Here is a 20,597-nt window from a genome sequence, read left to right as displayed (position 1 = left end):
AGCCTACCCGCGAAACCCGGGAGACCGGGCCACGCGGTCCGGTGGCGGTGCGTCCGGCGCCGCCATAGCGTCGAACCGCTCGCGCGTCGGGCGGGCCTGACCGGAACGAACCGTGGAGAGAGGCTGACCGTGGCAACGCTGACCGTGTGGAAGTTCGACACCCCCGAGGGAGCGCAACGCGCCGAGGACGCGCTGCTCGCGCTCCAGAAGCAGGAGCTCGTCCAGGTCCAGGACGCGGCCGTCGTGTCCTGGGAGGAGGGCCGCAAGAAGCCGCGGACGCGCCAGGGCACCAGCACGACGGCGGTCGGGGCGCTGGGTGGGACGTTCTGGGGCCTGCTGTTCGGCCTGCTGTTCTTCGTCCCGCTGCTCGGCGCGGCGATCGGTGCCGCGTCCGGCGCGATCGCGGGGGCGCTGACCGACGTGGGGATCGACGACGACTTCATCGACTCGGTGCGCAGCAAGGTCACGCCGGGCACGTCGGCGCTGTTCGTGCTCACGTCGGGCGCCGTGGTCGACCGCGTGCACGACGCGCTGCAGGGGCAGGGCATCCACGGCGAGCTCCTCCAGACGAACCTCTCCGCCGAGGAGGAGGCGAAGCTGCGCGCGGCGTTCGACGAGAACGCCTGAGCCGTCCGCCCGGCGACGCGGTCGGTCCTACTCGACCCCGTCCTCGTGCCGCCGCTCGACCTCCTCGGCCGCCTCGCGCGCCGCCCGTCGGTTGGCACGACGGCGGCGCGAGGCGCGGTCCGAGGGCTCCGCCTCCGCGTCGCCGGGCGAGCCCCCGTCCCGCGGCGCCCCGTACCGCGGCCCGCGGCCCGGGTCGTGGAGCATGTGGGACTCGATGAGCTCGTGCCGCTGGAGGTAGGTGTTCGCGACGGCCTGGATCGTCGCGGCGACGGGCAGGGCGAGGAACGCGCCGAGCGCCCCGAAGACGGCGCCGAAGGCGAGCACGACGACGAAGCTCACCGCAGGGTTCATCTCGAGCGCGCGCGCCGAGACCTTGGGGGAGAAGTACAGGTTCTCGAGCTGCTGGTACCCGATGATGAACCCCAGCACGCCGAGCGCCTGCGGGAGCCCTTGGGACGTGAGCGCGACCGCGACGGGCAGCGCGCCGCCGAGGTAGGTGCCGATCGTCGGGACGAACTGCGACACGACGCCCGTGAACACCGCGAGCGGCAGGGCGTAGGGGGTCTGGAGGATCGCGAGGAACACGAAGGTGAAGACGCTCGACAGCGCGGCGAGCACGATGCGCGAGGTGATGAAGTCGGACACCTTGACCTGCGTGATCTCCCAGAGCCGCAGGACCTCCTCCTGGCGGTTCGGCGTGAGCCAGCGGCACACGGCAGCGCGGAACGCCGGCCCGGCGGCGAGGAGGTAGTAGGTGACGAGCAGGATCGTCAGGCTCGCGAAGATGCCGCCGAGGATCGTCGTGCCGACGAGCAGGGCGCCCGACGCCACGTCCTCCCCGAACTGGTCGAACGCCTGCCGCAGCAGGTCGTCGGAGTCCGGGATGACCACGTCGAACCGCTCCGCGACGGACACCTGGACGCTCGCGTAGAGGTCCGGGAGCGTCTGCACGAGCTGGACGAGCTGCTGGACGAAGAGGTTGCCGAAGAGCGCGAGCACGACGAGCGCGACGACGATCGAGCCCAGGAGCGCCACGGCCGCCGCCGCTCCGCGCCGCCAGCCGTGGCGCACGAGCCACACGACGACCGGCTCCAGGGCGAGCGCGAGGAAGAACGCGATGAGGATGTTGACGCCCAGTCCCTGCAGCGCGCGCATCGCGTCCCACGCGAAGAGACCGACGAACACGGCGACCACGGCCATGGCGAGGGCCCGCGGCACCCACCGCGGCGGTCTCCGCGAGTCGTGCTGGACCGGGCGCGTGCCGCTGTCCGGCACCCCCGACCAGGGGTCGTCCGCGCGGGTCGGCGTCGTCATGGCACGAACCTAGCGGCGGGCTCGGGGCCGCCCCGGACCGGCACGCCGGACCCTTCCGGATGCCGAACCGTGCCGCCGGTGCCACGATCGACGCGCACCCTCGTCCGGTCGTCGCCGACGGTTTCTCAGGAGGACTCGCATGGCACGCTCGTCGCAGGTCACGGCATGGGTCGGCTGGGTCTGGTTCGCGGGGATCGTCCTCGTCACCATCGGGTTCTTCAACGCGATCAGCGGGCTCGTCGCGGTCTTCTCCCCGAAGAGCCTCGTGGGCGTGAGCGACGCGGGGATCGTCGTCCTCGACGTCTCGACCTGGGGCTGGATCCACCTCCTCATCGGCGTCCTGCTCGTGCTCACGGGCTTCGCGCTCCTCGCGGGCAAGGGATGGGCGCGGATGGTCGCGATCGTCCTCGTCGTCCTCAACGCGATCGCCCAGTTCACGACGCTCCAGGTCACGCCGTGGTGGTCGCTCGTCACGATCGTGCTCGACGTCTTCGTCCTCTGGGCGCTCGTCGTGCACGGCGACGAGGCCGAGCGCGCGGCCCGCGAGGTCTGACGCCCGCAGCACCGAGGGCACCCGGGCCCGACCAGGGCCCGGCCCGCCGGCAGACAGGAGCAGCGCATGGCAGGATCCACGTTCGGCCCCGTCGAGATCGTCGCGGTCGCCTTCCCGTCCGACCGGGTCCCCGTCGACGTGCGCGCCGCCGTCCTCGACGTCCTGGTCGAGGGCACGGTCACGCTGCTCGACCTCGTCGTCGTGCGGCAGTCCGAGTCCGGGGACGTCGAGATCCTCGAGGTGTCCGACCTCGGCGACGTCGTGGAGCTGACCGACGTCGAGCTCCCGGGCGCCGGCCTGGCGGGGCAGGAGGACCTCGAGCACGTCGCCGGGGTGCTCGCACCCGGGACGACGGCGCTCGTGCTCGTCGTCGAGCACACGTGGGCGCGCGGCGTGGTGGCCGCGACGCGCGCGGCCGACGGGATCGTCGTGCTCAGCGAGCGCATCCCGGCCGAGGTCGTCAACGAGGTCGCGGACCTCGCCCTCGCCGAGGGCTGACGGCCCGTCGCACACCAGCACCGGTGCCCCGCACGACCGCGGGCGCCGACCAGACCCTCAGGAGGAACCATGCCCATCCGTCGCATCGGGCGCCCGGGCCTCATCGGCACCGCAGCCCGTACCGCGGTGATCGCCGGGACCGCCCAGGCGACCGCCGGGGCGGTCTCGCGCCGGCAGAACGCCAAGGCGCAGCAGTCGTGGGACGCCCAGCAGGCGCAGGCCGCGCAGGAGCAGGCACGCATCGAGGCGGCCGCCCAGCAGGCCGCCGCCCAGCAGGCGGCCGCGGCACCGGCCGCGCCCGCCGCCCAGGAGGACCTGCTCGGCCAGCTCGAGCGCCTCGGCCAGCTCCACGCCTCCGGCGTGCTCACCGACGCCGAGTTCGCGGCCGCCAAGGCCAAGCTGCTCGGCTGAGCGGGGAGGAGAGCGCGATGGCCACGTTCACCGTCTGGAGGTTCGACTCGCCCGAGGGCGCGGACACCGCGTCCCGGATCCTGCACGACGCCGCGTCGGAGCACGCGGTGCGGATCATCGACACCGCGGTCGTGTCGTGGCCCGAGGGTGCGGCCAAGCCGACGACGCGCCACGGGCACCAGGACGAGTGGCGCGGCACCGGCTGGGGCGCGTTCTGGGGCCTGCTGCTCGGGTCGCTGTTCTTCGCGCCCGTGCTCGGGGCCGCCGCCGGCGCCGCGATCGGCGCGTCGAGCAAGGCGATGGCCGCCGTCGGGATCGACAAGGACCAGCTCGACCGGATCCGCGAGGGCGTCACGCCGGGCACGTCCGCGCTGTTCGTCGTCACGGAGGACGGCGACCTCGACCGCGTGGGCGAGCGGTTCCACGGCGTGCACGGGACCCTCGTCGCGACCAACCTCACCGAGGCCGAGCGCAGCGCGCTCCTCGAGACCTTCGGCTGACGAGACCTCCGGGTGCCGCGGCCCCCGGAGGCTCAGTCGTCGAGGCGCGGGGGGAGCCCGAAGAGCGGGAACCAGGACGCCGTGTCGAGGAAGGCGTTGATCGCCGTGACACGGCCGTCCTCGGTCTCGATCACCTGCAGCGCCCACGGCTCGTGCCCGCCGCCGGCGGCGGGGCGGTACTGACCGAACCCGAACGTGCCGTTGACCGCGACGGGGATCATGCGCGAGCCCGCGCACTCGTGGCCCGGTCCCGTCATCCACGCGACGATGTCGTCCGTCCCGCGCATCCACAGCGGGTACGGCGGCATGGACAGCGTGGCGTCCTCGTGGAGGATCGCGACGAGCGCATCCATGTCGTACCGCTCGAACGCGTCGAGGTAGCGCTCGAGCAGCGCCTTCTCCTCGTCGCCGAGGCCCTCGTTCGACGCGACCGGCGCGGGCTCGGCGTCGGACCCGAGGCCCGAGCTGTCCCAGTGCGCGCGCGCCGCGAGGGTGGCGCGCGCCCGCTGGAGCGCGCTGTTCACCGACGCGACCGACGTGTCGAGGAGCTCCGCGACCTCGCTCGCCTGCCAGCGCAGCACCTCGCGCAGCAGGAGCACCGCGCGCTGGCGGGGCGGCAGGAACTGCAGCGCGGCGACGAACGCGAGGCGGATGCTCTCGCGGCCCACGGCGACCTGCGCCGGGTCGCCGTCGTGCGGCAGCACCCGGTCGTCCGGGACGGGCTCGACCCACGTCTCCTCGGGCAGCACCTGGCCCAGGTTCTCGGCCTCCGGCGCCTGCGGACCGCCCAGCCCCATCGGCCGCTCACGCCGCTTGCGCGCGCCGAGCGCGTCGAAGCACACGTTCGTCGCGATGCGGTACAGCCACGACCGCAGCGACGACCGGCCCTCGAAGCGGTCGTACGAGCGCCACGCGCGCAGGAACGTCTCCTGCGTGGCGTCGTCCGCCTCGAACGCGGAGCCGAGCATCCGGTAGCAGTAGCCCGTGATCTCGCGACGGAAGCCGTCGAGGACCGCGTCGAGGTCGGCGCGGTCGGGCAGGGGAGCGGGGCCGGTCGCGGTGGCGTCCGCGCGCACGCTCGGGGGGCTGGCGAGGTCGGTCATGGTGCTGCCTCTCAGGACTCGATGGTGTCGACGTTCGCGAGGGGTCACGGGATCGCACGGGCCCAGGGGGAGTGGCCCACCTCACACACGCTACCTCCGGCCTCCGACACAGCACAGGGGCGGCCGCGCGAGGCCGGGCGCGCGGGCCGGGAGGCGCGCTCAGTCGGCGAGGTCGAGCTCGAACCACACGGTCTTGCGGAAGCCCTGCGGGTCCTCGCCGTCGGCGTCCAGGTCGACGCCCCAGCGCGCGGCGCAGCGCTCCAGGAACTGCACGCCCCGACCCCCGGTCTCGTGCGGCCGCGGGGACCGCAGCACGGGGAGCGCCGTCGAGCCGTCGCGCACGCCGACGCGCAGGAGGCGGTGCGCGACCTCGACCTGCACCTCGACGGGTGCGGTGCCGTGCTGCACCGCGTTCGTCAGCACCTCGCTCGTGAGCAGCATCGCGATGCGGCGCACGGCCGGCGCGACGTCGCAGCTCTCGAGGAGGTCGTCGACCCACCGCCGTGAGGGGCCGATCGCCGTCGACGCGTGCTCGACCGCGCGGGCGAGGACGGCCGGGCGCCCAGGACCCGGCGGCCGCGGGGCCGTGTGGCGCACGCGCAGCGCGAGGACGGCCACGTCGTCGCGCTGGCCCGACACGAGCCGGCGCACGAGCGCGTCGGGGAGCGCGGACGTCGCCGTGCTCGACAGCTCGGCCAGCGCCTCGCGGAGCCCGGCGAGCCGGTCCGCGTACGGGCTGCCCCGGCGCTCGACGAGCCCGTCGGTGTACAGGAGCAGCGTGTCGCCGTGCGCGAGGCGCGCGCGGTGGTCGTGGCGCGGCGTGCTCGGGAGCACGCCGAGCATGAGGTCGGGCGGCGCGTCGAGCGTGTCGATGGTGCCGTCCGCGCGCAGGACGAGCGGCGACGGGTGACCCGCGTTCGACCACGTGACGTCGAACCCGCGCGGCGTGCGGTCCAGCCGCACGACGACGGCCGTCGCGGTCGAGTGCAGCGCGAGCCCCCGGTTGGCGCGGTCGAGGAGACGCAGCAGGACGGCGGGCGGCTCGTCCTGGCACCACGCGAACGTCCGCAGCATCGAGCGGAGCTGGCCCATCTGCGCGGCCGCGCCCATGTCGTGGCCGGTGACGTCGCCGATCATGAGGACGCACGCGTCGTCGTCGAGCACGACCGCGTCGTACCAGTCGCCACCGACCTGGTCCGTACGCGTCGCGGACGCGTACGTCGCGGCGAGCTCGGCGGTGCGGACCGAGGGGAGCTCCGTGAGCATCGCGGCCTGGAGCGTCGCCGCGACCCGGTGCCGCTCCTCCAGGAGCCGGACGCGGTCGAGCGCGTGCGCGACGTACGACGCGATGGCCGTCTCCGTCTTCACGGCGTCCTCGTCGAACTCGCGCGCCGTGTCCCACGCGAGCGCGACGACGCCGACGAGCCGGTCCTCCGCGAGCACCGGGAGGAACGAGCGGGCCTGGACCTCGTGGTTCACGATGAGCGCGGCGGCGTCGGGCAGGCGCTCCGCGTACTGCGCGTGGTCGCGGAAGAACAGGGGCTCGCGGGTCCGCGCCGCGATGGCGCTCGCGCGGTCGGCGTCCAGGCGCATGCGGCGGAAGGACGCGGGGATGCCGGGCTCGAGGTGGTCGAGCGTCGTGTACTCGAGCCGGGTGCCGCTCGCGTCGAGCGTGGCGAGCCCGGCGTACCGCGCGCCGATCACGGCACCCACGGCCGCGAGCCGCTCGGCGACGTCGCGCACCGACGTCGCGGCGGCGAACGACTCCGAGAGCTCCAGCAGGAGGCGCGACCGGCGGTTGGCCGCGAGCGCGACGCGCTGCATGCGGCGGGCCCGAGCGCGGGCGAGGCGGAGCCGGAGCTCCGACGTGCACGCGGCGGCCAGGTCGGCGAGCGTCGCGAGGTCCTCGTCCGACCACGGGCGGGGCTCGCCGTCGAACGCGCACAGGGAGCCGACGGCGTGACCGTGCGGGTCGAAGATCGGGAACCCGGCGTAGGAGACGACGCCCACGTCGTCGACCGCGCGCAGGGACGCGAGGTGCGGCTCCGCGCGGGCGTCCGCCACGACGAGCGGGCGCGCGTCGCTCGTCACGAACTGGCAGAACGTGTGGGTGAGGGGCGTGCGGCGCTCCGACTGGTACGGCTCGGGGAGGCCCTGGGCGCCGGGGAGCACTGCCTCCTCGTCGAGGACGAGCGTGACCAGCGCCGACGACACCCCGAGCTGGCGGCGCACGAGCCGGGCGAAGCGGTCGAACGACTCGTCGGCCGTCGCCTCGGCGAGGCCCGCCTGCGCGAGCTCGCTCATCGCCTGGGCGTCGGTCATGATCCAGTATCACCAGGACGAGGCCGGTCAAACAGTGCAAGCGGCCCCTTCCGGGTACCCCGGCGGGTGAAATCGGGACGGACGGAACGTCGGGCGGGGGACGTGCGTGCCACTGCTCGTGAGACGAGACCACGACCGCGGGTCCGCCGCAGGCGGCGCGGGTCCGGTCAGGCGCCGCCGCGCGACCTGAGGTCGCCGAGCGCGTGCTCGGCGCCGTGCGCGTCGAGGTAGGTGCCACCGCGGACCGCGGGGACGAGCGTGCCGCCAGGCCCCGCCGTGAAGCGGTGGACGAGCGGGTGCCCGGTCGGCACGTCGAGGTCCTGGACCTCCTCGGGCGTGAGGTCGTCGACGAGCACGGACAGCGCGCGCAGCGAGTTGCCGTGCCCGACGACGAGCACCGCCTCGCCGTGCGCGACCCGCGCACGGGTGGCCGCCCAGAAGGGACGCAGGCGCTCGACGACGTCCGCGAGCGACTCGGCGTCCGGGCGCAGCGCGGCGCGCGCGTCGTCGGGCAGGCGCAGGAGGGTGTCGTCGACCAGCGCGCGTGCGGGGTCGTCGTCGGCGAGCGGCGGCGGCCGGTGCAGGTACGAGCGGCGGTAGCGCCAGTACGCGGCCTCGCCGTAGTCGCGGCGGACGACGTCGCGCGGCTTGTCGGTGAACGCGCCGTAGTGCCGCTCGACGAGGCGCCACTCGACCGCGAGCGGCGGCGGTCCGGGCAGCGCGTCGGCGACGATCGCGGCCGTCGTCGACGCGCGCACGAGCGGGGACGTCACGACGCGCCGGGGCGCGAGGGCCGGCTCGCGCGCGACCGCGTCGGCGAGGAGCCGTGCGGCGCGGCCGGCCTCGGCGACCCCAACGTCCGAGAGCGGGACGTCGAGCAGGCCGGTGAAGCGGTCGTCCGCGTTGAACGTGCTCTGCCCGTGCCGGACGAGCACGAGCGCGCCCGGCCCGCCGTCCCGACCGCCGGAGGGTCCCCGGGGCGCGCCCGGCGAGGGCTCCGACGGCGCCACGCGTCAGACCTCGAGGAGCCCGCGCTGGTGCGCGAGCGACACGGCCTCGGCGCGCCCGGACGCGCCGAGCTTGGCGAGGACGTTCGACACGTGCACGCTCACGGTCTTCGCGGAGATGAACAGGCGCTCGCCGATCTGGCGGTTGGTCAGGCCCTGGGCCACGAGCAGCAGGACCTCCTCCTCGCGCTCGGTGAGGACCGCCGTCGTGGACCGCCGGACGCCCGGCAGGTCGAGGCGCCCGCGCCGACCGAGCGCGCGCACGGCCTCGGCGAGCGGCGCCGCGCCCATGGCCTCGGCCTCCTCGAGCGCCTGGCCCGCCTCGATCTCGGCCGCGTTGCGGTCGCCCGCGCCGAGCAGCGCCTGGGCCCACCGGAAGCGCGAGCGCGCGACCTCGTAGCGGTAGCCGTAGTCGAAGAGACGCGTCGTCTCCTCCCACAGGGCCGGGTCGCCGTCGCCGGTGAGCCGCGAGTGCTCGGCGGCGGCGCGCGCGAGCCACGCGCGCCCCTCGGGCCCGAGCCGGCCGCCGCGCGGGCGGCCGCGCTCCGCGGTCGTGCGGGCGGCGTCGAGCAGCTCGGCGCCGCGCGCGACGAGCTCGGCGACCGCGGCCGACCCCGAGGCACCCTGCAGGCGGGCCGCGTCCGCGGCGTCGGCGAGCGCGGCCAGCGCGAGCGCGGAGATCCAGATGCGGCCGAGGAAGTAGTCGCTCCACGTGCGGCCCAGGTGGTCCACGAGCTCGACGGCGAGCGCGACGGCCTCCTCGTGCCGGCCGGACCACGTCAGCGCGTCGATCGAGCACCCGCCCGAGATGAGCGCGATCTGCCCGTCCCGGAACCAGTCGCGGCGCAGGGCCGTGCCGCGCGCGAGCGCGTCGGCGTCGCCGCGTGCGACGGCCGCGTAGAGCTGCACGCACGACAGCTGCGGTGCGGACCCCTCCGGCATGGTCTCGCCCGTGGTGTCCGTGGGAGTGAGGTCGCCGAGCACGTAGCGCACGAGGTCGCGGAAGAGGCGCAGCTCGACGCCGTACGCGCTCCACCCGAGCCCCGTCGCCCGCGCCCGGTCGAGGCCGTCGTACGTGACCTGGAGCGCCTCGTCGATGCGACCGGCGTAGTACCGGTTGGCCGCGATGTTGTACCAGCAGCGCAGCTCGGTGAGGATGTCGCCCGCCTCGACGGCGCGCTCGCGCGCCTGGGCGAGCAGGACGGCGGCGCGGTCGTCGTCGGCGACCTCGAGGATCGCCATCGTCGTCAGCACGTCGGCCTCGACGTCCGGGGCGTCGAGGCGGTGCGCGACGTCGATCGCCTCGGTCGCGACCTCGGCGGCGAGCTCGTCGAGGTCCGCGTTCATCGCGGCGCGCGCCCGCATCGCGAGGGTCCACGCGCGGTCCAGCGACGGCGGCTCGACCGGCAGGACGGCGAGCGCGGCCTCGGTGTGCGCGAGGGTCTCCTCGACCTCCTCCGTGCCGAGCAGGTAGCGGGACAGCACGTGGCGCAGCGACGCCTGGCGCAGCGGGTCGTCCGCGGTGCCCTCGACGACGCGGCGCGCGAGCGCGACGGCGCGGTCCGGCTCGCCCGCGCGGCTCGCCGCCCCGGCCGCGGCGAGCGCGACGGTGACGCGGTCCTCGCCGAGCAGGGTCTCGGCGTCGGGCACGGCCTGCCACAGCGCGAGGACCTGCTCGAGGTGGCGCAGCTCCTCCGCGGGCGCGAGCACGCGCGCGGCCTTGCGGGCGGCGGCGCGCGACGCCGTGAGCGCGGCCGGGAGGTCGTGGGCCGCGAGCGCGTGGTGCGCGCGCAGCGCGGGGGAGCCGAGCGCCGGGTCGGCGGTGAGCGCCTCGAGGTACGCGCGGTGCACGCCGACGCGCTCGCCCGGCAGCAGGTCGGACGCGACTGCCTCGGCGAGCAGCGCGTGCCGGAACACGACGACGTCGCGCGCGCCGTCGCCCTCGACGGCGAGGACGTGGTGCGCGATCGCCTCGCGCAGCGCCGCGTCGAACGACCGCCCGGACGGCCCGCCCACGTCGGCGGGCGAGGCCCCGGCCGCCGCGGCGTCGTGCGCGAGCGCGGCGCGCAGGAGCGGCTCGCTCACCTGCCGACCGGACACGGACGCGACGCGCACGAGGTGCTGCACCGCGGGGTCGAGCACCTCGAGGCGCGCGCGCAGGACGTCCGCGAGCGACCAGGGCAGCTCGTCGCCGAGGCCGGACTCGACGAGCTCCTCGGCGAAGTACGCGTTGCCCTCCGAGCGCGTCCGGACGGACTCGAACGCGTCCCTCGGCAGCGGCGCGCCCGCGAGCGCGGTGGTGAACTCGCGCAGCTCGGCCTCGGTGAACGGCGCGAGCTGCACGTGCTCGACGCGCGGGTGGCGCAGCAGCTCGGCGAGCACGGGCCGCAGCGGGTGACGGCGGTGCAGGTCGTCCGCGCGGTAGCTCGCGACGACGAGCACGTGCTCGGCACGCAGGCGCGCGACGACGAAGCGCAGCACGTCGCGGCTCGACGGGTCCGCCCAGTGCAGGTCCTCGACGACGAGGACGAGCGGGGACTCGGGGGTGCCGGACGCGGCGAGCGCCGCGGCGACGCTCTCGAAGAGCTGGAGCCGCTCGCCCTGGCTCTGCTCGTCGTCCGCGGGGGCGCCCGCGTCGAGCAGGCGCGCGAGGGCAGGACGTGCCGCGACCGTCTCGTCGACGGCAGGGTGCTGGGCGCGCAGCGTCGTGAGCGCCTCGGAGAACGGGAGGTAGGGGAGGCCGACCTCGCCGAGGTCGACGCAGTGGCTCCACACGACGGTCGCACCCGCCTCGGCGGCGAGCTCCGCCGCCCGGGTGAGGAGCCGGGTCTTGCCGACGCCCGCGTCGGCGCCCACGAGCACGACGCCCGGCTCGCCGCGGCGCGCGCGCTCGACCGCCGCCGCGAGCACGTCGAGCTCGGCGGCGCGAGCCACGAAGGGCGCGCGCGAGGAGGGTCGGGGCACGCCCCCCATCCTCGCAGCGGGGACCGACACGTGACCACCGGATAGACGCCCGGACGCGACGACGCCGTCGACGAGGGTCTCGTCGACGGCGTCGGGCGGCGCGGTCATCGTGCTGCGCGGTCGTGGCGCTGGCGGCGCCCGCGCCACCAGTGCAGCAGCGTGGGCTCGTCGTGCCGGAAGTCCTCGCGCAGGCGCTGCGCGCGGTAGGTGAGATCCGCCTCGAAGGTCGGATCGAGCTGAGCGCTCATGGTGGTGTCCCCCGTTCCTGCAGGCACCCTGCCTGTCCGAGACTCACGTTCGTCCTGAGCCGGCGCGCCCCGCATCGGTCGACCGCGCACGGTTGGCGGGCGGGTGCCTTAGGCGGGAGCCCGTTGTCGGCATGAGGCGTCTGAGGTGGGTGCCCACGCCTGAGGCACCCGCGGTCGTGTCGGACGGTCCGGCTACGGTCCTGGGCCCGAGGAGGCCCGCGACGGGAGCGGGTCCGCACCGAGGAGGAGGTACCGGCGTGACGATGTCGGTCGACGTGGTCACCATCGACACGACGGACGTGGCCGTGCTGTCCGCGTGGTGGGCGGAGCAGACCGGGAGCAGGGTCCGGCCGGGCGCGACGACGTCGTTCGCGATGATCGACGACGCCTCGGGCGTGCGGATCGGGTTCCGGTACGTCGCGGACCCCACGCCGGGCAAGAACCGCGCGCACCTCGACCTCGTGACGGACGACTACGAAGCGGAGTCCGTGCGTCTCCAGGCGGCGGGCGCGACGCTCGTCGGCCGGTACGTCGTCGACCACTACGCGTGGTCGACGTTCACCGACCCCGAGGGCAACGAGTTCTGCCTCTCGGCCCGCCGCGACTGAGCCCCGCGCTCGTCACGCGGTCAGAGCTCGACGGGGTCGCGCGCGATCGGGCACGTCATGCAGTGGCCGCCGCCGCGCCCGCGCCCGAGCTCGGCGCCGACGATCGTCACGACCTCGACGCCGGCCTTGCGCAGCAGCGTGTTGGTGTGGGTGTTGCGGTCGTAGGCGAACACGACGCCCGGCTCGACGGCCACCACGTTGTTGCCGCTGTCCCACTGCTGCCGCTCGCCGGCGTACCAGCCCCCGCCGGGCTCGACGGTGCGCAGCCGCGGCAGCCCGAGGGCGTCGGCGACGACGTCCACGAACGGGGCCGACTCCTCGGTGACCTCGACGCCGCCGTCGTCCGCGGGGCGCAGCGAGAACGTGTGGATGCCGTCGACGATGTCCGGGTAGAGCGTCACGAGGTCGCGGTCGGCGAACGTGAACACCGTGTCGAGGTGCATGGCCGCCCGGAGCTTCGGCATCCCGGCGACCACGACGCGCGTGGCCGCCCCCTCCTCGAACAGCCGCGCCGCGAGCTGCGTGATCGCCTGGCGCGACGTGCGCTCGCTCATGCCGACGAGCACGGCGCCGTTGCCGATCGGCATGACGTCGCCGCCCTCGAGCGTCGCCTGCCCCCACGAGCGCTCCGGGTCGCCCCACCACACGGTGCTGCCCGTGAAGTCCGGGTGGAACTCGTAGACCGCCTTCATCAGCAGCGTCTCGTCGTGCCGTGCGGGCCAGAACAGCGGGTTGAGGGTCACGCCGCCGTAGATCCAGCACGTCGTGTCGCGCGTGTAGATCGTGTTGGGCAGCGGGGGCATGAGGTACTCGTTGACGCCCAGGGACTCGCGCGCGAGCGCGAGGTACCCGGAGCGGAAGTCGGCGGGCAGGTCGCGCGTCGACAGCCCGCCCACGAGGTGCTCGGTGAGGGTCGCGTCGTCGAGGGACTCGAGGAACGCGCGCGTGTCGTCGAGCAGGCCGAGACCGACCTCGTTCGCGACGATCTTGCGGTCGAGCAGCCACTCCTTGGCGCCCGGCACCCGGAGGGTCTCGACGAGCAGGTCGTGGAGCTCCACGACCTCGACCCCGCGGTCGCGCAGCTTGAGCACGAAGTCCTGGTGGTCCCGCTTGGCGTTCTGCACCCACAGGACGTCGTCGAACAGCAGCGCGTCGTTGTTGCTCGGGGTCAGGCGCTCGTGCCCCAGCCCCGGCCGGCACACGAGCACCTTGCGGAGCGTGCCGACCTCCGAGTGGACGCCGTACGTCACCTGCGACATGGATGTCTCCTCCGGGATGGGTGGCTCAGATCTGGACCGCGCCCGTCGCGAGGAGCACGGCTCCGACGACCGCGAAGACGGCGACCCCGACGAACGTCGCGAGCCCCGGCGCGGTGAACAGGCGCGCGCGCTGCTCGCGGCGGGCGGCGACGTACAGCAGCGTGGCGGGAGCGAGCAGCAGGCACGCGAGGAACCAGAACACGTAGCCGGCCGCCCACAGGAGGAACAGCGTGTACACCGTCGAGATCACCGCGACGACGAGCTCGCGGTGGCGGACCCGCGGCGCGACGTCGTCGTAGCCGTCGCGCCGCAGCGCGATCTTCAGCGCGTAGGCGCTCGCGAGCGCGAACGGCGCGAGGGCGAGGGCCGCGGTGAGGTCGAGCGTGAAGTCGAGCGCGTCGTCGACGAACTGCACCGCGAAGAGGATGACGGTGACCATGATCGACGTCCACAGGACCGCGTTCTCCGGGACCCCGCGGTCGTTCGTGCGACCGAGGGCGCTCGGCAGGTCCTTGTCGCTCGCGGCGGCGAACACGACGTCGGCGGCGAGGAGCTGCCACGCGAGGTACGCGCCGAGCACGGACACGATGAGCCCGACGCGGATGAGCGTGCCGCCCCACGGCCCGACCGCCGCCTCGAGCACGCCGCCCACGGACGGCTGGTTGAGGCCGGCGATCTCGGACTGCGGGAGGATGCCGTAGGACAGGATCGAGATGCTCGCGAACAGGGCGAGCACCGAGAGGAACCCGAGCACGGTCGCGCGCCCGACGTCCTTGCGCCGCTTCGCGTAGCGCGAGTAGACGCTCGCGCCCTCGATGCCGAGGAACACGAACACCGTGACGAGCATGGTGCCCTGGACCTGGAGGAACAGCGGCTCGCCGCCCGCGACGTCGTACCCGCCGGTGAGGTTGCCGACGAACACGTCGGCGTCGAGGAAGAAGATCGCGAGCACGAGGAACAGCGCTAGCGGCACGAGCTTGGCGACCGTGACGACCGCGTTGATCGCCGCCGCCTCCTTGACCCCGCGGCGGATGAGGAGGAAGAACCCCCACACGGCGACGGCCGAGATCGCGAAGGCGGGCCACGTGTCGCCCTGCCCGAGCGTGGGCTCCAGCTCCGGGAAGAGCTGGGACAGGGTGGTCATGATGAGCACCCAGTAGAAGGCGTTGCCCGCGCACGCCGACGCCCAGAAGCCGACCGCGGAGAGGAAGCCGGGGTAGACGCCGAAGCCCGCTCGCGCGTAGACGTAGACGCCGTTGTCGAGCTCGGGCTTGCGGACGGCGAGGGTCTGGAAGACGAACGCGAGCGTGAGCATGCCCAGGCCCGCGACCGTCCACGCGATGGTCGCGCCCCAGACGCCGGTCTGCGCGGCGAAGCGCGCGGGGAGCTGGAACACGCCCGCGCCGACCATGGAGCCGACGACCATCGCGGTCAGCGCCGGCAGGGCGAGCTTGGTGACGCGTGCTTCTTCTGCGGTGCCGCTCATCGTGCCCCCAGAAGGCGTCGCGCGGTCGGCTGGGTGCCTCGCGCTGCCCGACGCCGTGCTGGACCACGCCTATCACACGCGGGCGCGGAGCGCAGGAGGAAGCGGTCGCGGACGCGTGGCGTGACCCAGGTCACTCCTCCCGTTGCCAACGACCGTGGCCCGGCGCAGACTGGACGGAGTACCGGACCCGCTGTGGGGGTGACCCTCGTGACCGACACCTACGACATGCTGCCGATGCTGGGCCGTGGCAAGCACCGGAACCCGAAGAAGGGCGCGTGCTTCATGGAGCTCGCGTCCTATCTCGCGGGGGAGCGGTGGAGCGACCATCCGCGGTGCACGCACCCGCTGCTCGCGATGCTCGCGCGCGCCGTGAACGACCTCACGGTCGACCCGGAGCGTCCTAAGCTCGCGCCGCTCATCCCGTCCGTGATCGGGCTGACGAGCGACGACCCGCACTGGGACGTGCGCATCGCGCTGCGCGCCGCGGTGACGGCGCTGCCGATCGCCCCGGCGGACCGCCAGCAGACGCTCGCCGTCGCGATCATCGGCGCCGAGAAGATGCTCGACGCGCTCGACGACCGCCCCGCGGGGACGCTGAGCGCCGAGTCGGCCGACGCGCTCGCGAGCTGCCCGCGCACCGCGCGCTGGGCGCAGCGGTTCTGCGAGGGCGCGAGGCTGCGGCCGAACCGGTTCGTGCGCGACGCCGCGCCGAGCATCATCTCCGCGGCGGTGCAGGGCATCGCCGAGGCGTGCGTGCCGGACCCGGACGAGCGCCTGCGGGCCCTGCTCTCCGCGACGATCGACGACTGCCGCGCGTGGGCCGCGGCCGAGCCCGCACCGGCTCTCGACCCCGAGGCGTGGGCGCCCGTCGTCCGTGCCGCCGGGGCGGCGCGGTGACGACGGAGCGCGCGCCCAGCGTCTACGGCGACGGTCTCGACGACCCGGTGCTGGCGGCCGCCCTCGCGTCGGCCGTCGACGTCGACGTGCCGCCGAGCGGCACGGGTTGCGCCGACTGCGACGAGCTGGGCGGCTGGTGGGTGCACCTGCGCCGCTGCGCGACGTGCGGGCACGTGGCGTGCTGCGACACGTCGCCGGCCCAGCACGCGACCGCGCACTACCGCGCGACCGGGCACCGCGTCATGCGGTCGTTCGAGCCTGGCGAGGACTGGTTCTGGGACTACGGGACGGAGCAGGTGCTGGAGGGCCCGCACCTCGCCGCGCCGCTCTCGCGACCGCCGGAGCAGACGTCGCCGGGCCCTGCGGACCGCGTGCCCGCCGACTGGACGTCGCTCATCCACCGCTGACCGCATGTCCGCGAGCGGCGCCGGACGCGCTCGGCGCACGTCGGCCGCCCGCGTCGCCGTGCTGGTCGGCGTGCTCGGCGGCGCGCTCGCGCCGGGTGCGTGCGACGCGGAGCCCGAGCCGGAGGCCACGGTCGAGGTCGGCGACGCGGTGTTCGTCGTGGAGCTCGCGACGAGCGTCGCGGAGCAGAAGGAGGGCCTCGCCGGGCGCACGGACGTGCCGGCCGGGACGGGCATGCTCTTCCCGTTCCCCGAGCGCGCCGAGCACCAGATGTGGATGGCGGGCATGGAGGTGCCGGTCGACGTCGCGTGGATCGACGGCGACCGCGTGGTCGGCGTCGTGACGCTCGTCCCGTGCACCGAGCACGACCAGACGACGTGCCCGCGGTGGACCGCGCCCGCCCCGGCGACCGCCCTGCTCGAGGTGCCCGCGGGCGCGCTGCGCGATGTCGACCCGGGCGACGAGATCGAGGTGCGCGAGACCGCGTGAGCGGTGTTGTGTGCTGTCACCTGTTGTCTTTTTCTGGTGGAAGTTGTTTGATTCTGGGGAGACGTCGTGCGGTGCGCCAAGGAGGGCGACCGCCGGAGCGCAGGTGCCCGGCTCGCCGCCGCGTCCGAGCAGTCCCTGGATTCACTCGACGAGGAGGAAGCACGGATGCAGTCCATGACAGCGGTAGCACCACCACGGGGCAGACCGGCGAGGATCGTCGCGGCGGCGCTCGCGACCGCGCTCACGGTCCCCCTGGCCGTGGCGACGGCGATCGGGGCGACCGCGTCCCCGTCCGCGACGACCGCGACGCAGGAGGGCGCCGCGCAGGACGTCGCGGCCCAGGACCTCGCGCTCGACAACGGCCTCAAGGGCGAGTACTTCCTGTCCGGCGGCCCCTCCTGGCCGCTCACCGACCTCAAGGCGACCATCCCCGACCAGCGGATTGAGTTCCCCGACCTGGTCCCCACGTTCACCAGCCTCACGGGGCGCGGCGAGCGGACGGCGGCGCGCTGGACCGGCAAGATCACGCCCGACTACAGCGAGGCGTACACGTTCTCCGCGATCGGCGACAACGGCTTCCGGCTGTGGATCGACGACCAGGTCGTCATCGACCACTGGGTCGACGACTGGGACGTCGAGCAGACGTCCGCGCCCGTCGAGCTCGAGGCGGGCCGCGAGTACGCGTTCCGCATGGAGATGTTCCAGAACACCGGCGGGTCGCACCTGCGCCTGCGGTGGCAGAGCCCGTCGCAGGAGCGCGAGATCGTGCCGACCGACGCGTTCACCTACCCGGACGACTTTGTCGTCTTCCCCGCGCAGGCGACGGTCGAGACCGACGGCACGAGCCTCAACGTGACGTTCGACGGCGCCGTGGGCGGCGTCGACGAGAGCCTCGTCGAGCACCTCACGGTGCAGGTCGACCAGCTCACGTGGCCCGTCGCGCAGGTCGCGGCGCAGGGCGACGTCCTCGGCGTCACGCTCGCCGAGCCCGTCGACCGCGCGTCGACCGTGCGCCTCGTCTACGACGGCGAGGGCGACCTGGCCGTGGGCGGCGAGGCGGTCGGCTCGCTCAACCTGCCGGTGACGAACGGGTCGGACTTCCGCATCCAGACCCCGTGGGCCGACGACTTCGACCCGACGAACCCGCTGCCGGAGTACCCGCGCCCGCAGCTCACGCGCGACGCGTGGCAGAACCTCAACGGCGTCTGGCAGTTCGAGGCGGCGGAGTCCGACGACGCCGTGCCGACCGGCCGCGACCTCGACGAGGAGATCGTCGTGCCCTACGCGGTCGAGTCCGCGCTGTCGGGCATCGAGCGGCGCGAGGACGACATGTTCTACCGTCGCACGTTCGAGGTGCCGCAGGACTGGGCCGTGGGCGGCGCCAACCGGCTGCGCCTCAACTTCGGCGCGGTCGACTACGTGGCGACCGTGTACGTCAACGGTGAGGAGGTCGGCACCCACCGCGGCGGCTACGACGCGTTCTCGTTCGACGTCACCGACGCGCTCGTCGAGGGCACCGAGCAGGAGCTCGTGGTGCGCGTCGTCGACACGACGGACGGCAGCAACCAGGCCGTCGGCAAGCAGACGCTCAACCCGGGCGGCATCTTCTACACCCCGACGTCGGGCATCTGGCAGACGGTGTGGATGGAGCCGGTCCCGGCGGCGGCGATCGACGCCGTCGTCACGACGCCCGACGTCGAGGCGGGCGTCCTCGCGGTGACCGCGCAGTCGGCCTCCGCGTCCGACGCCGCCGAGGTCACCGCCGTCGTGCGGGACGCGGACGGGAACGAGGTCGGCACGGCGACCGGCGCGGCGAACGAGCTCCTCGCGGTCGAGATCCCGGACGCGCACCTGTGGTCGCCCGACGACCCGTACCTCTACGACGTCGACGTCACGCTGACCGACGGCGGCTCGACCGACACGGTCGCGTCGTACGCGGGCATGCGCTCGATCGAGGTCTCCGAGGTCGACGGCGTGCAGCGCATCCTGCTCAACGGCGAGAAGACCTTCCTCATGTCGACGCTCGACCAGGGCTACTGGCCGGACGGCATCTACACGCCGGCGTCCGACGAGGCGTACGCGTTCGACCTCCAGGCCCACAAGGACCTCGGGTTCAACACCGTGCGCAAGCACATCAAGGTCGAGCCGGCGCGCTGGTACTACCACGCCGACACGCTGGGCCTCATGGTCTGGCAGGACATCCCGAGCGGCTGGTTCGCGAACGGTGACACCGACCCGCTGTCGCGCGTCTTCTGGGAGCAGGAGATGAAGACGATCATCGACCAGCACCGCTCGGTGCCGTCGATCGTCGGATGGGTCACGTTCAACGAGGGCTGGGGCGAGTGGGACCTCGCGGAGACGGCGCGGATCGGGAACACGATCAGCGCCTACGACCCGAGCCGCATCCTCAACACGCACTCCGGCTACAACTGCTGCGCGTCGAAGGGCGACTCGAAGACGGGCGACATCATCGACTGGCACCAGTACACCGGCCCGGCCCTGCCGAAGCCGGACGCCACGCGCGCCGCGATCGACGGCGAGCACGGCGGCTTCTCGATGAGCGTCCCGGGCCACATGTGGCCGGGCGTGTCCGCCAACCCGTACGGCGGCGTCCCGGACAGCGAGGCGCTGACGAACGCGTACGTCGAGAACACGGAACGCCTCGTGCGGCCGGCGCAGTGCTACCTGTCCGGCTCGGTGTACACCGAGATCTCCGACGTCGAGAACGAGCTCAACGGCTTCTGGACGTACGACCGCCGCGTCCTGAAGATGGACGCCGCGCGCGTCAAGGACGTCAACGAGCGCGTCGTCGCGGCCGCGAAGCAGGGCTCCGCGCCGGTCGACCCGGGCACGCCCGGCCTGACCGGCACGGGTCGGTGGCTGTTCGACGAGGGCGAGGGCACCACGGCGGCCGACAGCGTGGGCGACCACGCGGCGTCGGGCACCGGGGAGTGGGTGACCGGGCACGACGGCACCGGCACCGCGATCCACCTCGACGGCGAGAACGACCACTTCGCGACCGAGGGCCCCGTCGTCGACACGACGGGCTCGTACACGGTCTCGGCGTGGGTCCAGCTCGACGAGCTGCCGGGCAACTGGTCGACGATCGTCGGCCAGGACTCCGTCATGGGCGGCAGCGCGTTCTACCTCCAGTACGGCGGCGGCGGCCGGTGGGCGTTCTCCTACCTGGACGAGCCGCGCGCCGAGTACGTCGTGGAGCCGGTGCTGGGCGAGTGGTACCACGTGGTGGGCGTCCGCGACGCGGCCGACCAGAAGCTCAAGCTCTACGTCAACGGCGAGCTCGTCGGGCAGTCCGACGTGTGCGGCGGCACCACGCCGTCCGGCCCGCTGACGATCGGGCGCGGGCAGTGGGGCGGCAACCCCACGGACTACTGGCCGGGCACGATCGACGACGTGCGCGTGTTCGACCGCGCGCTGTCCGACGCGGAGGTCACCCAGGTGTACGAGGGCGACGACGGCGAGGAGCCGGCGCTCGACGTGACGGTCACCGCCGACACCCGCTGCCTCGCGGGCAAGGCCTACGTGGCCGTGCGCGCGACGAACGGCGAGGACGTCCCCGTGGACGTCACGCTCGCGACGCCGTTCGGCACCAAGGAGGTCGCCGGCGTCGCGCCGGGGGCCAACGCGTACCAGTCGTTCGCGGTCCGCGCCCCGTCCGCGGAGGCGGGCGAGGCGACCGTCACGGCGACGGTCGACGGCGAGCAGGTCGGCACGGAGGTCACCGCGGCCTACGACGCGGTCACCTGCGGCTGACGCACCCGCACCGGGGCCGCCCCCCGCCCCCCCCCGGGGGGGGGGGGCCCCCCCCCCGGCCCCCCCCCCCCCCCCCCGCGGGGCGCCGGGACGCACCGCCCCCGGGGGAGGGGACCGGCCGGGGCACGAAGA

At 74.2% G+C, this 20,597-nt stretch carries 18 protein-coding genes; 10 read left to right on the top strand and 8 right to left on the bottom strand.

Translation table 11 applies throughout. The features are described 5' to 3' along the window. The first annotated feature begins 129 nt into the window (after nt 1-129). Nucleotides 130-627 carry a DUF1269 domain-containing protein gene (locus GYH36_RS13850; RefSeq protein ID WP_024839995.1) on the top strand — a complete coding sequence of 166 codons (498 nt, stop codon included), beginning with the start codon at nt 130-132 and terminating at the stop codon, nt 625-627. Between the two features lie 27 nt (nt 628-654). On the opposite strand, the gene GYH36_RS13845 is transcribed toward GYH36_RS13850, so the two are convergent. Further along, nucleotides 655-1,941, bottom strand: coding sequence for an AI-2E family transporter (locus tag GYH36_RS13845; RefSeq protein WP_246209410.1), 1,287 nt, complete (start codon nt 1,939-1,941; stop codon nt 655-657). A gap of 139 nt (nt 1,942-2,080) precedes the next feature. Between GYH36_RS13845 and GYH36_RS13840 the strand changes: the two genes are divergently transcribed. From GYH36_RS13840 to GYH36_RS13825, 4 genes are all read left to right on the top strand, one after another. After that, entirely contained in the window at nt 2,081-2,494 is a 414-nt protein-coding gene (locus tag GYH36_RS13840; protein WP_024839993.1) for a DUF7144 family membrane protein, read from the top strand. A 66-nt stretch (nt 2,495-2,560) separates the two neighbouring features. After that, entirely contained in the window at nt 2,561-2,992 is a 432-nt protein-coding gene (locus GYH36_RS13835; RefSeq protein WP_024839992.1) for a DUF6325 family protein, read from the top strand. A 69-nt stretch (nt 2,993-3,061) separates the two neighbouring features. Further along, nucleotides 3,062-3,403 carry an SHOCT domain-containing protein gene (locus GYH36_RS13830; RefSeq protein WP_155098796.1) on the top strand — a complete coding sequence of 114 codons (342 nt, stop codon included), beginning with the start codon at nt 3,062-3,064 and terminating at the stop codon, nt 3,401-3,403. A gap of 17 nt (nt 3,404-3,420) precedes the next feature. Next, nucleotides 3,421-3,903: a DUF1269 domain-containing protein gene (locus tag GYH36_RS13825; RefSeq protein ID WP_024839990.1), complete on the top strand. Its 483-nt coding sequence runs from the start codon at nt 3,421-3,423 to the stop codon at nt 3,901-3,903. A 32-nt stretch (nt 3,904-3,935) separates the two neighbouring features. On the opposite strand, the gene GYH36_RS13820 is transcribed toward GYH36_RS13825, so the two are convergent. From GYH36_RS13820 to GYH36_RS13800, 5 genes are all read right to left on the bottom strand, one after another. Continuing rightward, nucleotides 3,936-5,006: a sigma-70 family RNA polymerase sigma factor gene (locus tag GYH36_RS13820; RefSeq protein WP_024839989.1), complete on the bottom strand. Its 1,071-nt coding sequence runs from the start codon at nt 5,004-5,006 to the stop codon at nt 3,936-3,938. Between the two features lie 159 nt (nt 5,007-5,165). Then, nucleotides 5,166-7,328 carry a SpoIIE family protein phosphatase gene (locus GYH36_RS13815; RefSeq protein WP_024839988.1) on the bottom strand — a complete coding sequence of 721 codons (2,163 nt, stop codon included), beginning with the start codon at nt 7,326-7,328 and terminating at the stop codon, nt 5,166-5,168. A gap of 167 nt (nt 7,329-7,495) precedes the next feature. After that, nucleotides 7,496-8,338, bottom strand: a complete 843-nt coding sequence (locus tag GYH36_RS13810; protein ID WP_024839987.1) for a 2,3-bisphosphoglycerate-dependent phosphoglycerate mutase — start codon at nt 8,336-8,338, stop codon at nt 7,496-7,498. A gap of 3 nt (nt 8,339-8,341) precedes the next feature. Then, nucleotides 8,342-11,308 carry a helix-turn-helix transcriptional regulator gene (locus tag GYH36_RS20090; protein WP_162290125.1) on the bottom strand — a complete coding sequence of 989 codons (2,967 nt, stop codon included), beginning with the start codon at nt 11,306-11,308 and terminating at the stop codon, nt 8,342-8,344. 95 nt (nt 11,309-11,403) lie between these two features. Further along, on the bottom strand, nt 11,404-11,547 hold the full coding sequence (locus tag GYH36_RS13800) for a hypothetical protein (RefSeq protein WP_155098794.1): 144 nt from the start codon (nt 11,545-11,547) through the stop codon (nt 11,404-11,406). Nucleotides 11,548-11,810: 263 nt separating this feature from the next. On the opposite strand from GYH36_RS13800, the gene GYH36_RS13795 reads away from it, so the two are divergent. Further along, nucleotides 11,811-12,155, top strand: a complete 345-nt coding sequence (locus GYH36_RS13795) for a VOC family protein (protein WP_225873186.1) — start codon at nt 11,811-11,813, stop codon at nt 12,153-12,155. A 20-nt stretch (nt 12,156-12,175) separates the two neighbouring features. Here the strand turns inward: GYH36_RS13795 and GYH36_RS13790 are convergent, their stop codons facing one another. Then, nucleotides 12,176-13,414: an arginine deiminase gene (locus GYH36_RS13790; RefSeq protein ID WP_024839984.1), complete on the bottom strand. Its 1,239-nt coding sequence runs from the start codon at nt 13,412-13,414 to the stop codon at nt 12,176-12,178. 25 nt (nt 13,415-13,439) lie between these two features. Beyond that, nucleotides 13,440-14,900, bottom strand: coding sequence for a basic amino acid/polyamine antiporter (locus GYH36_RS13785; RefSeq protein WP_162290124.1), 1,461 nt, complete (start codon nt 14,898-14,900; stop codon nt 13,440-13,442). A gap of 198 nt (nt 14,901-15,098) precedes the next feature. Between GYH36_RS13785 and GYH36_RS13780 the strand changes: the two genes are divergently transcribed. The 4 genes from GYH36_RS13780 (at nt 15,099) to GYH36_RS13765 (ending at nt 20,465) form a co-directional block, all read left to right on the top strand. Then, nucleotides 15,099-15,797, top strand: a complete 699-nt coding sequence (locus tag GYH36_RS13780; protein ID WP_312028639.1) for a hypothetical protein — start codon at nt 15,099-15,101, stop codon at nt 15,795-15,797. Nucleotides 15,798-15,847: 50 nt separating this feature from the next. Beyond that, nucleotides 15,848-16,204, top strand: coding sequence for a UBP-type zinc finger domain-containing protein (locus GYH36_RS13775; protein WP_115943469.1), 357 nt, complete (start codon nt 15,848-15,850; stop codon nt 16,202-16,204). A 4-nt stretch (nt 16,205-16,208) separates the two neighbouring features. Further along, entirely contained in the window at nt 16,209-16,691 is a 483-nt protein-coding gene (locus GYH36_RS13770) for a DUF192 domain-containing protein (RefSeq protein WP_162290123.1), read from the top strand. Nucleotides 16,692-16,865: 174 nt separating this feature from the next. Further along, complete coding sequence (locus GYH36_RS13765; RefSeq protein ID WP_162290122.1) at nt 16,866-20,465, top strand: LamG-like jellyroll fold domain-containing protein; 3,600 nt, start codon at nt 16,866-16,868, stop codon at nt 20,463-20,465. The last annotated feature ends 132 nt before the right edge of the window (nt 20,466-20,597 follow it).

This window comes from Cellulosimicrobium composti (assembly GCF_010287905.1).
Classification (GTDB): domain Bacteria; phylum Actinomycetota; class Actinomycetes; order Actinomycetales; family Cellulomonadaceae; genus Cellulosimicrobium; species Cellulosimicrobium composti.
The sequence above is the reverse complement of the archived record's forward strand: the minus strand, read 5'-3'. Positions and strand labels throughout refer to the sequence as shown.

What these genes read in the sequence shown, in the direction of transcription:
- GYH36_RS13845 (WP_246209410.1), bottom strand. Translation starts at nt 1,941, where the DNA reads ATGACGACGCCGACCCGCGCGGACGACCCCTGGTCGGGGGTGCCGGAC.
- GYH36_RS13840 (WP_024839993.1), top strand. Translation starts at nt 2,081, where the DNA reads ATGGCACGCTCGTCGCAGGTCACGGCATGGGTCGGCTGGGTCTGGTTC.
- GYH36_RS13835 (WP_024839992.1), top strand. Translation starts at nt 2,561, where the DNA reads ATGGCAGGATCCACGTTCGGCCCCGTCGAGATCGTCGCGGTCGCCTTC.
- GYH36_RS13830 (WP_155098796.1), top strand. Translation starts at nt 3,062, where the DNA reads ATGCCCATCCGTCGCATCGGGCGCCCGGGCCTCATCGGCACCGCAGCC.
- GYH36_RS13825 (WP_024839990.1), top strand. Translation starts at nt 3,421, where the DNA reads ATGGCCACGTTCACCGTCTGGAGGTTCGACTCGCCCGAGGGCGCGGAC.
- GYH36_RS13820 (WP_024839989.1), bottom strand. Translation starts at nt 5,006, where the DNA reads ATGACCGACCTCGCCAGCCCCCCGAGCGTGCGCGCGGACGCCACCGCG.
- GYH36_RS13815 (WP_024839988.1), bottom strand. Translation starts at nt 7,328, where the DNA reads ATGACCGACGCCCAGGCGATGAGCGAGCTCGCGCAGGCGGGCCTCGCC.
- GYH36_RS20090 (WP_162290125.1), bottom strand. Translation starts at nt 11,308, where the DNA reads ATGGGGGGCGTGCCCCGACCCTCCTCGCGCGCGCCCTTCGTGGCTCGC.
- GYH36_RS13800 (WP_155098794.1), bottom strand. Translation starts at nt 11,547, where the DNA reads ATGAGCGCTCAGCTCGATCCGACCTTCGAGGCGGATCTCACCTACCGC.
- GYH36_RS13795 (WP_225873186.1), top strand. Translation starts at nt 11,811, where the DNA reads ATGTCGGTCGACGTGGTCACCATCGACACGACGGACGTGGCCGTGCTG.
- GYH36_RS13790 (WP_024839984.1), bottom strand. Translation starts at nt 13,414, where the DNA reads ATGTCGCAGGTGACGTACGGCGTCCACTCGGAGGTCGGCACGCTCCGC.
- GYH36_RS13785 (WP_162290124.1), bottom strand. Translation starts at nt 14,900, where the DNA reads ATGAGCGGCACCGCAGAAGAAGCACGCGTCACCAAGCTCGCCCTGCCG.
- GYH36_RS13770 (WP_162290123.1), top strand. Translation starts at nt 16,209, where the DNA reads ATGTCCGCGAGCGGCGCCGGACGCGCTCGGCGCACGTCGGCCGCCCGC.
- GYH36_RS13765 (WP_162290122.1), top strand. Translation starts at nt 16,866, where the DNA reads ATGACAGCGGTAGCACCACCACGGGGCAGACCGGCGAGGATCGTCGCG.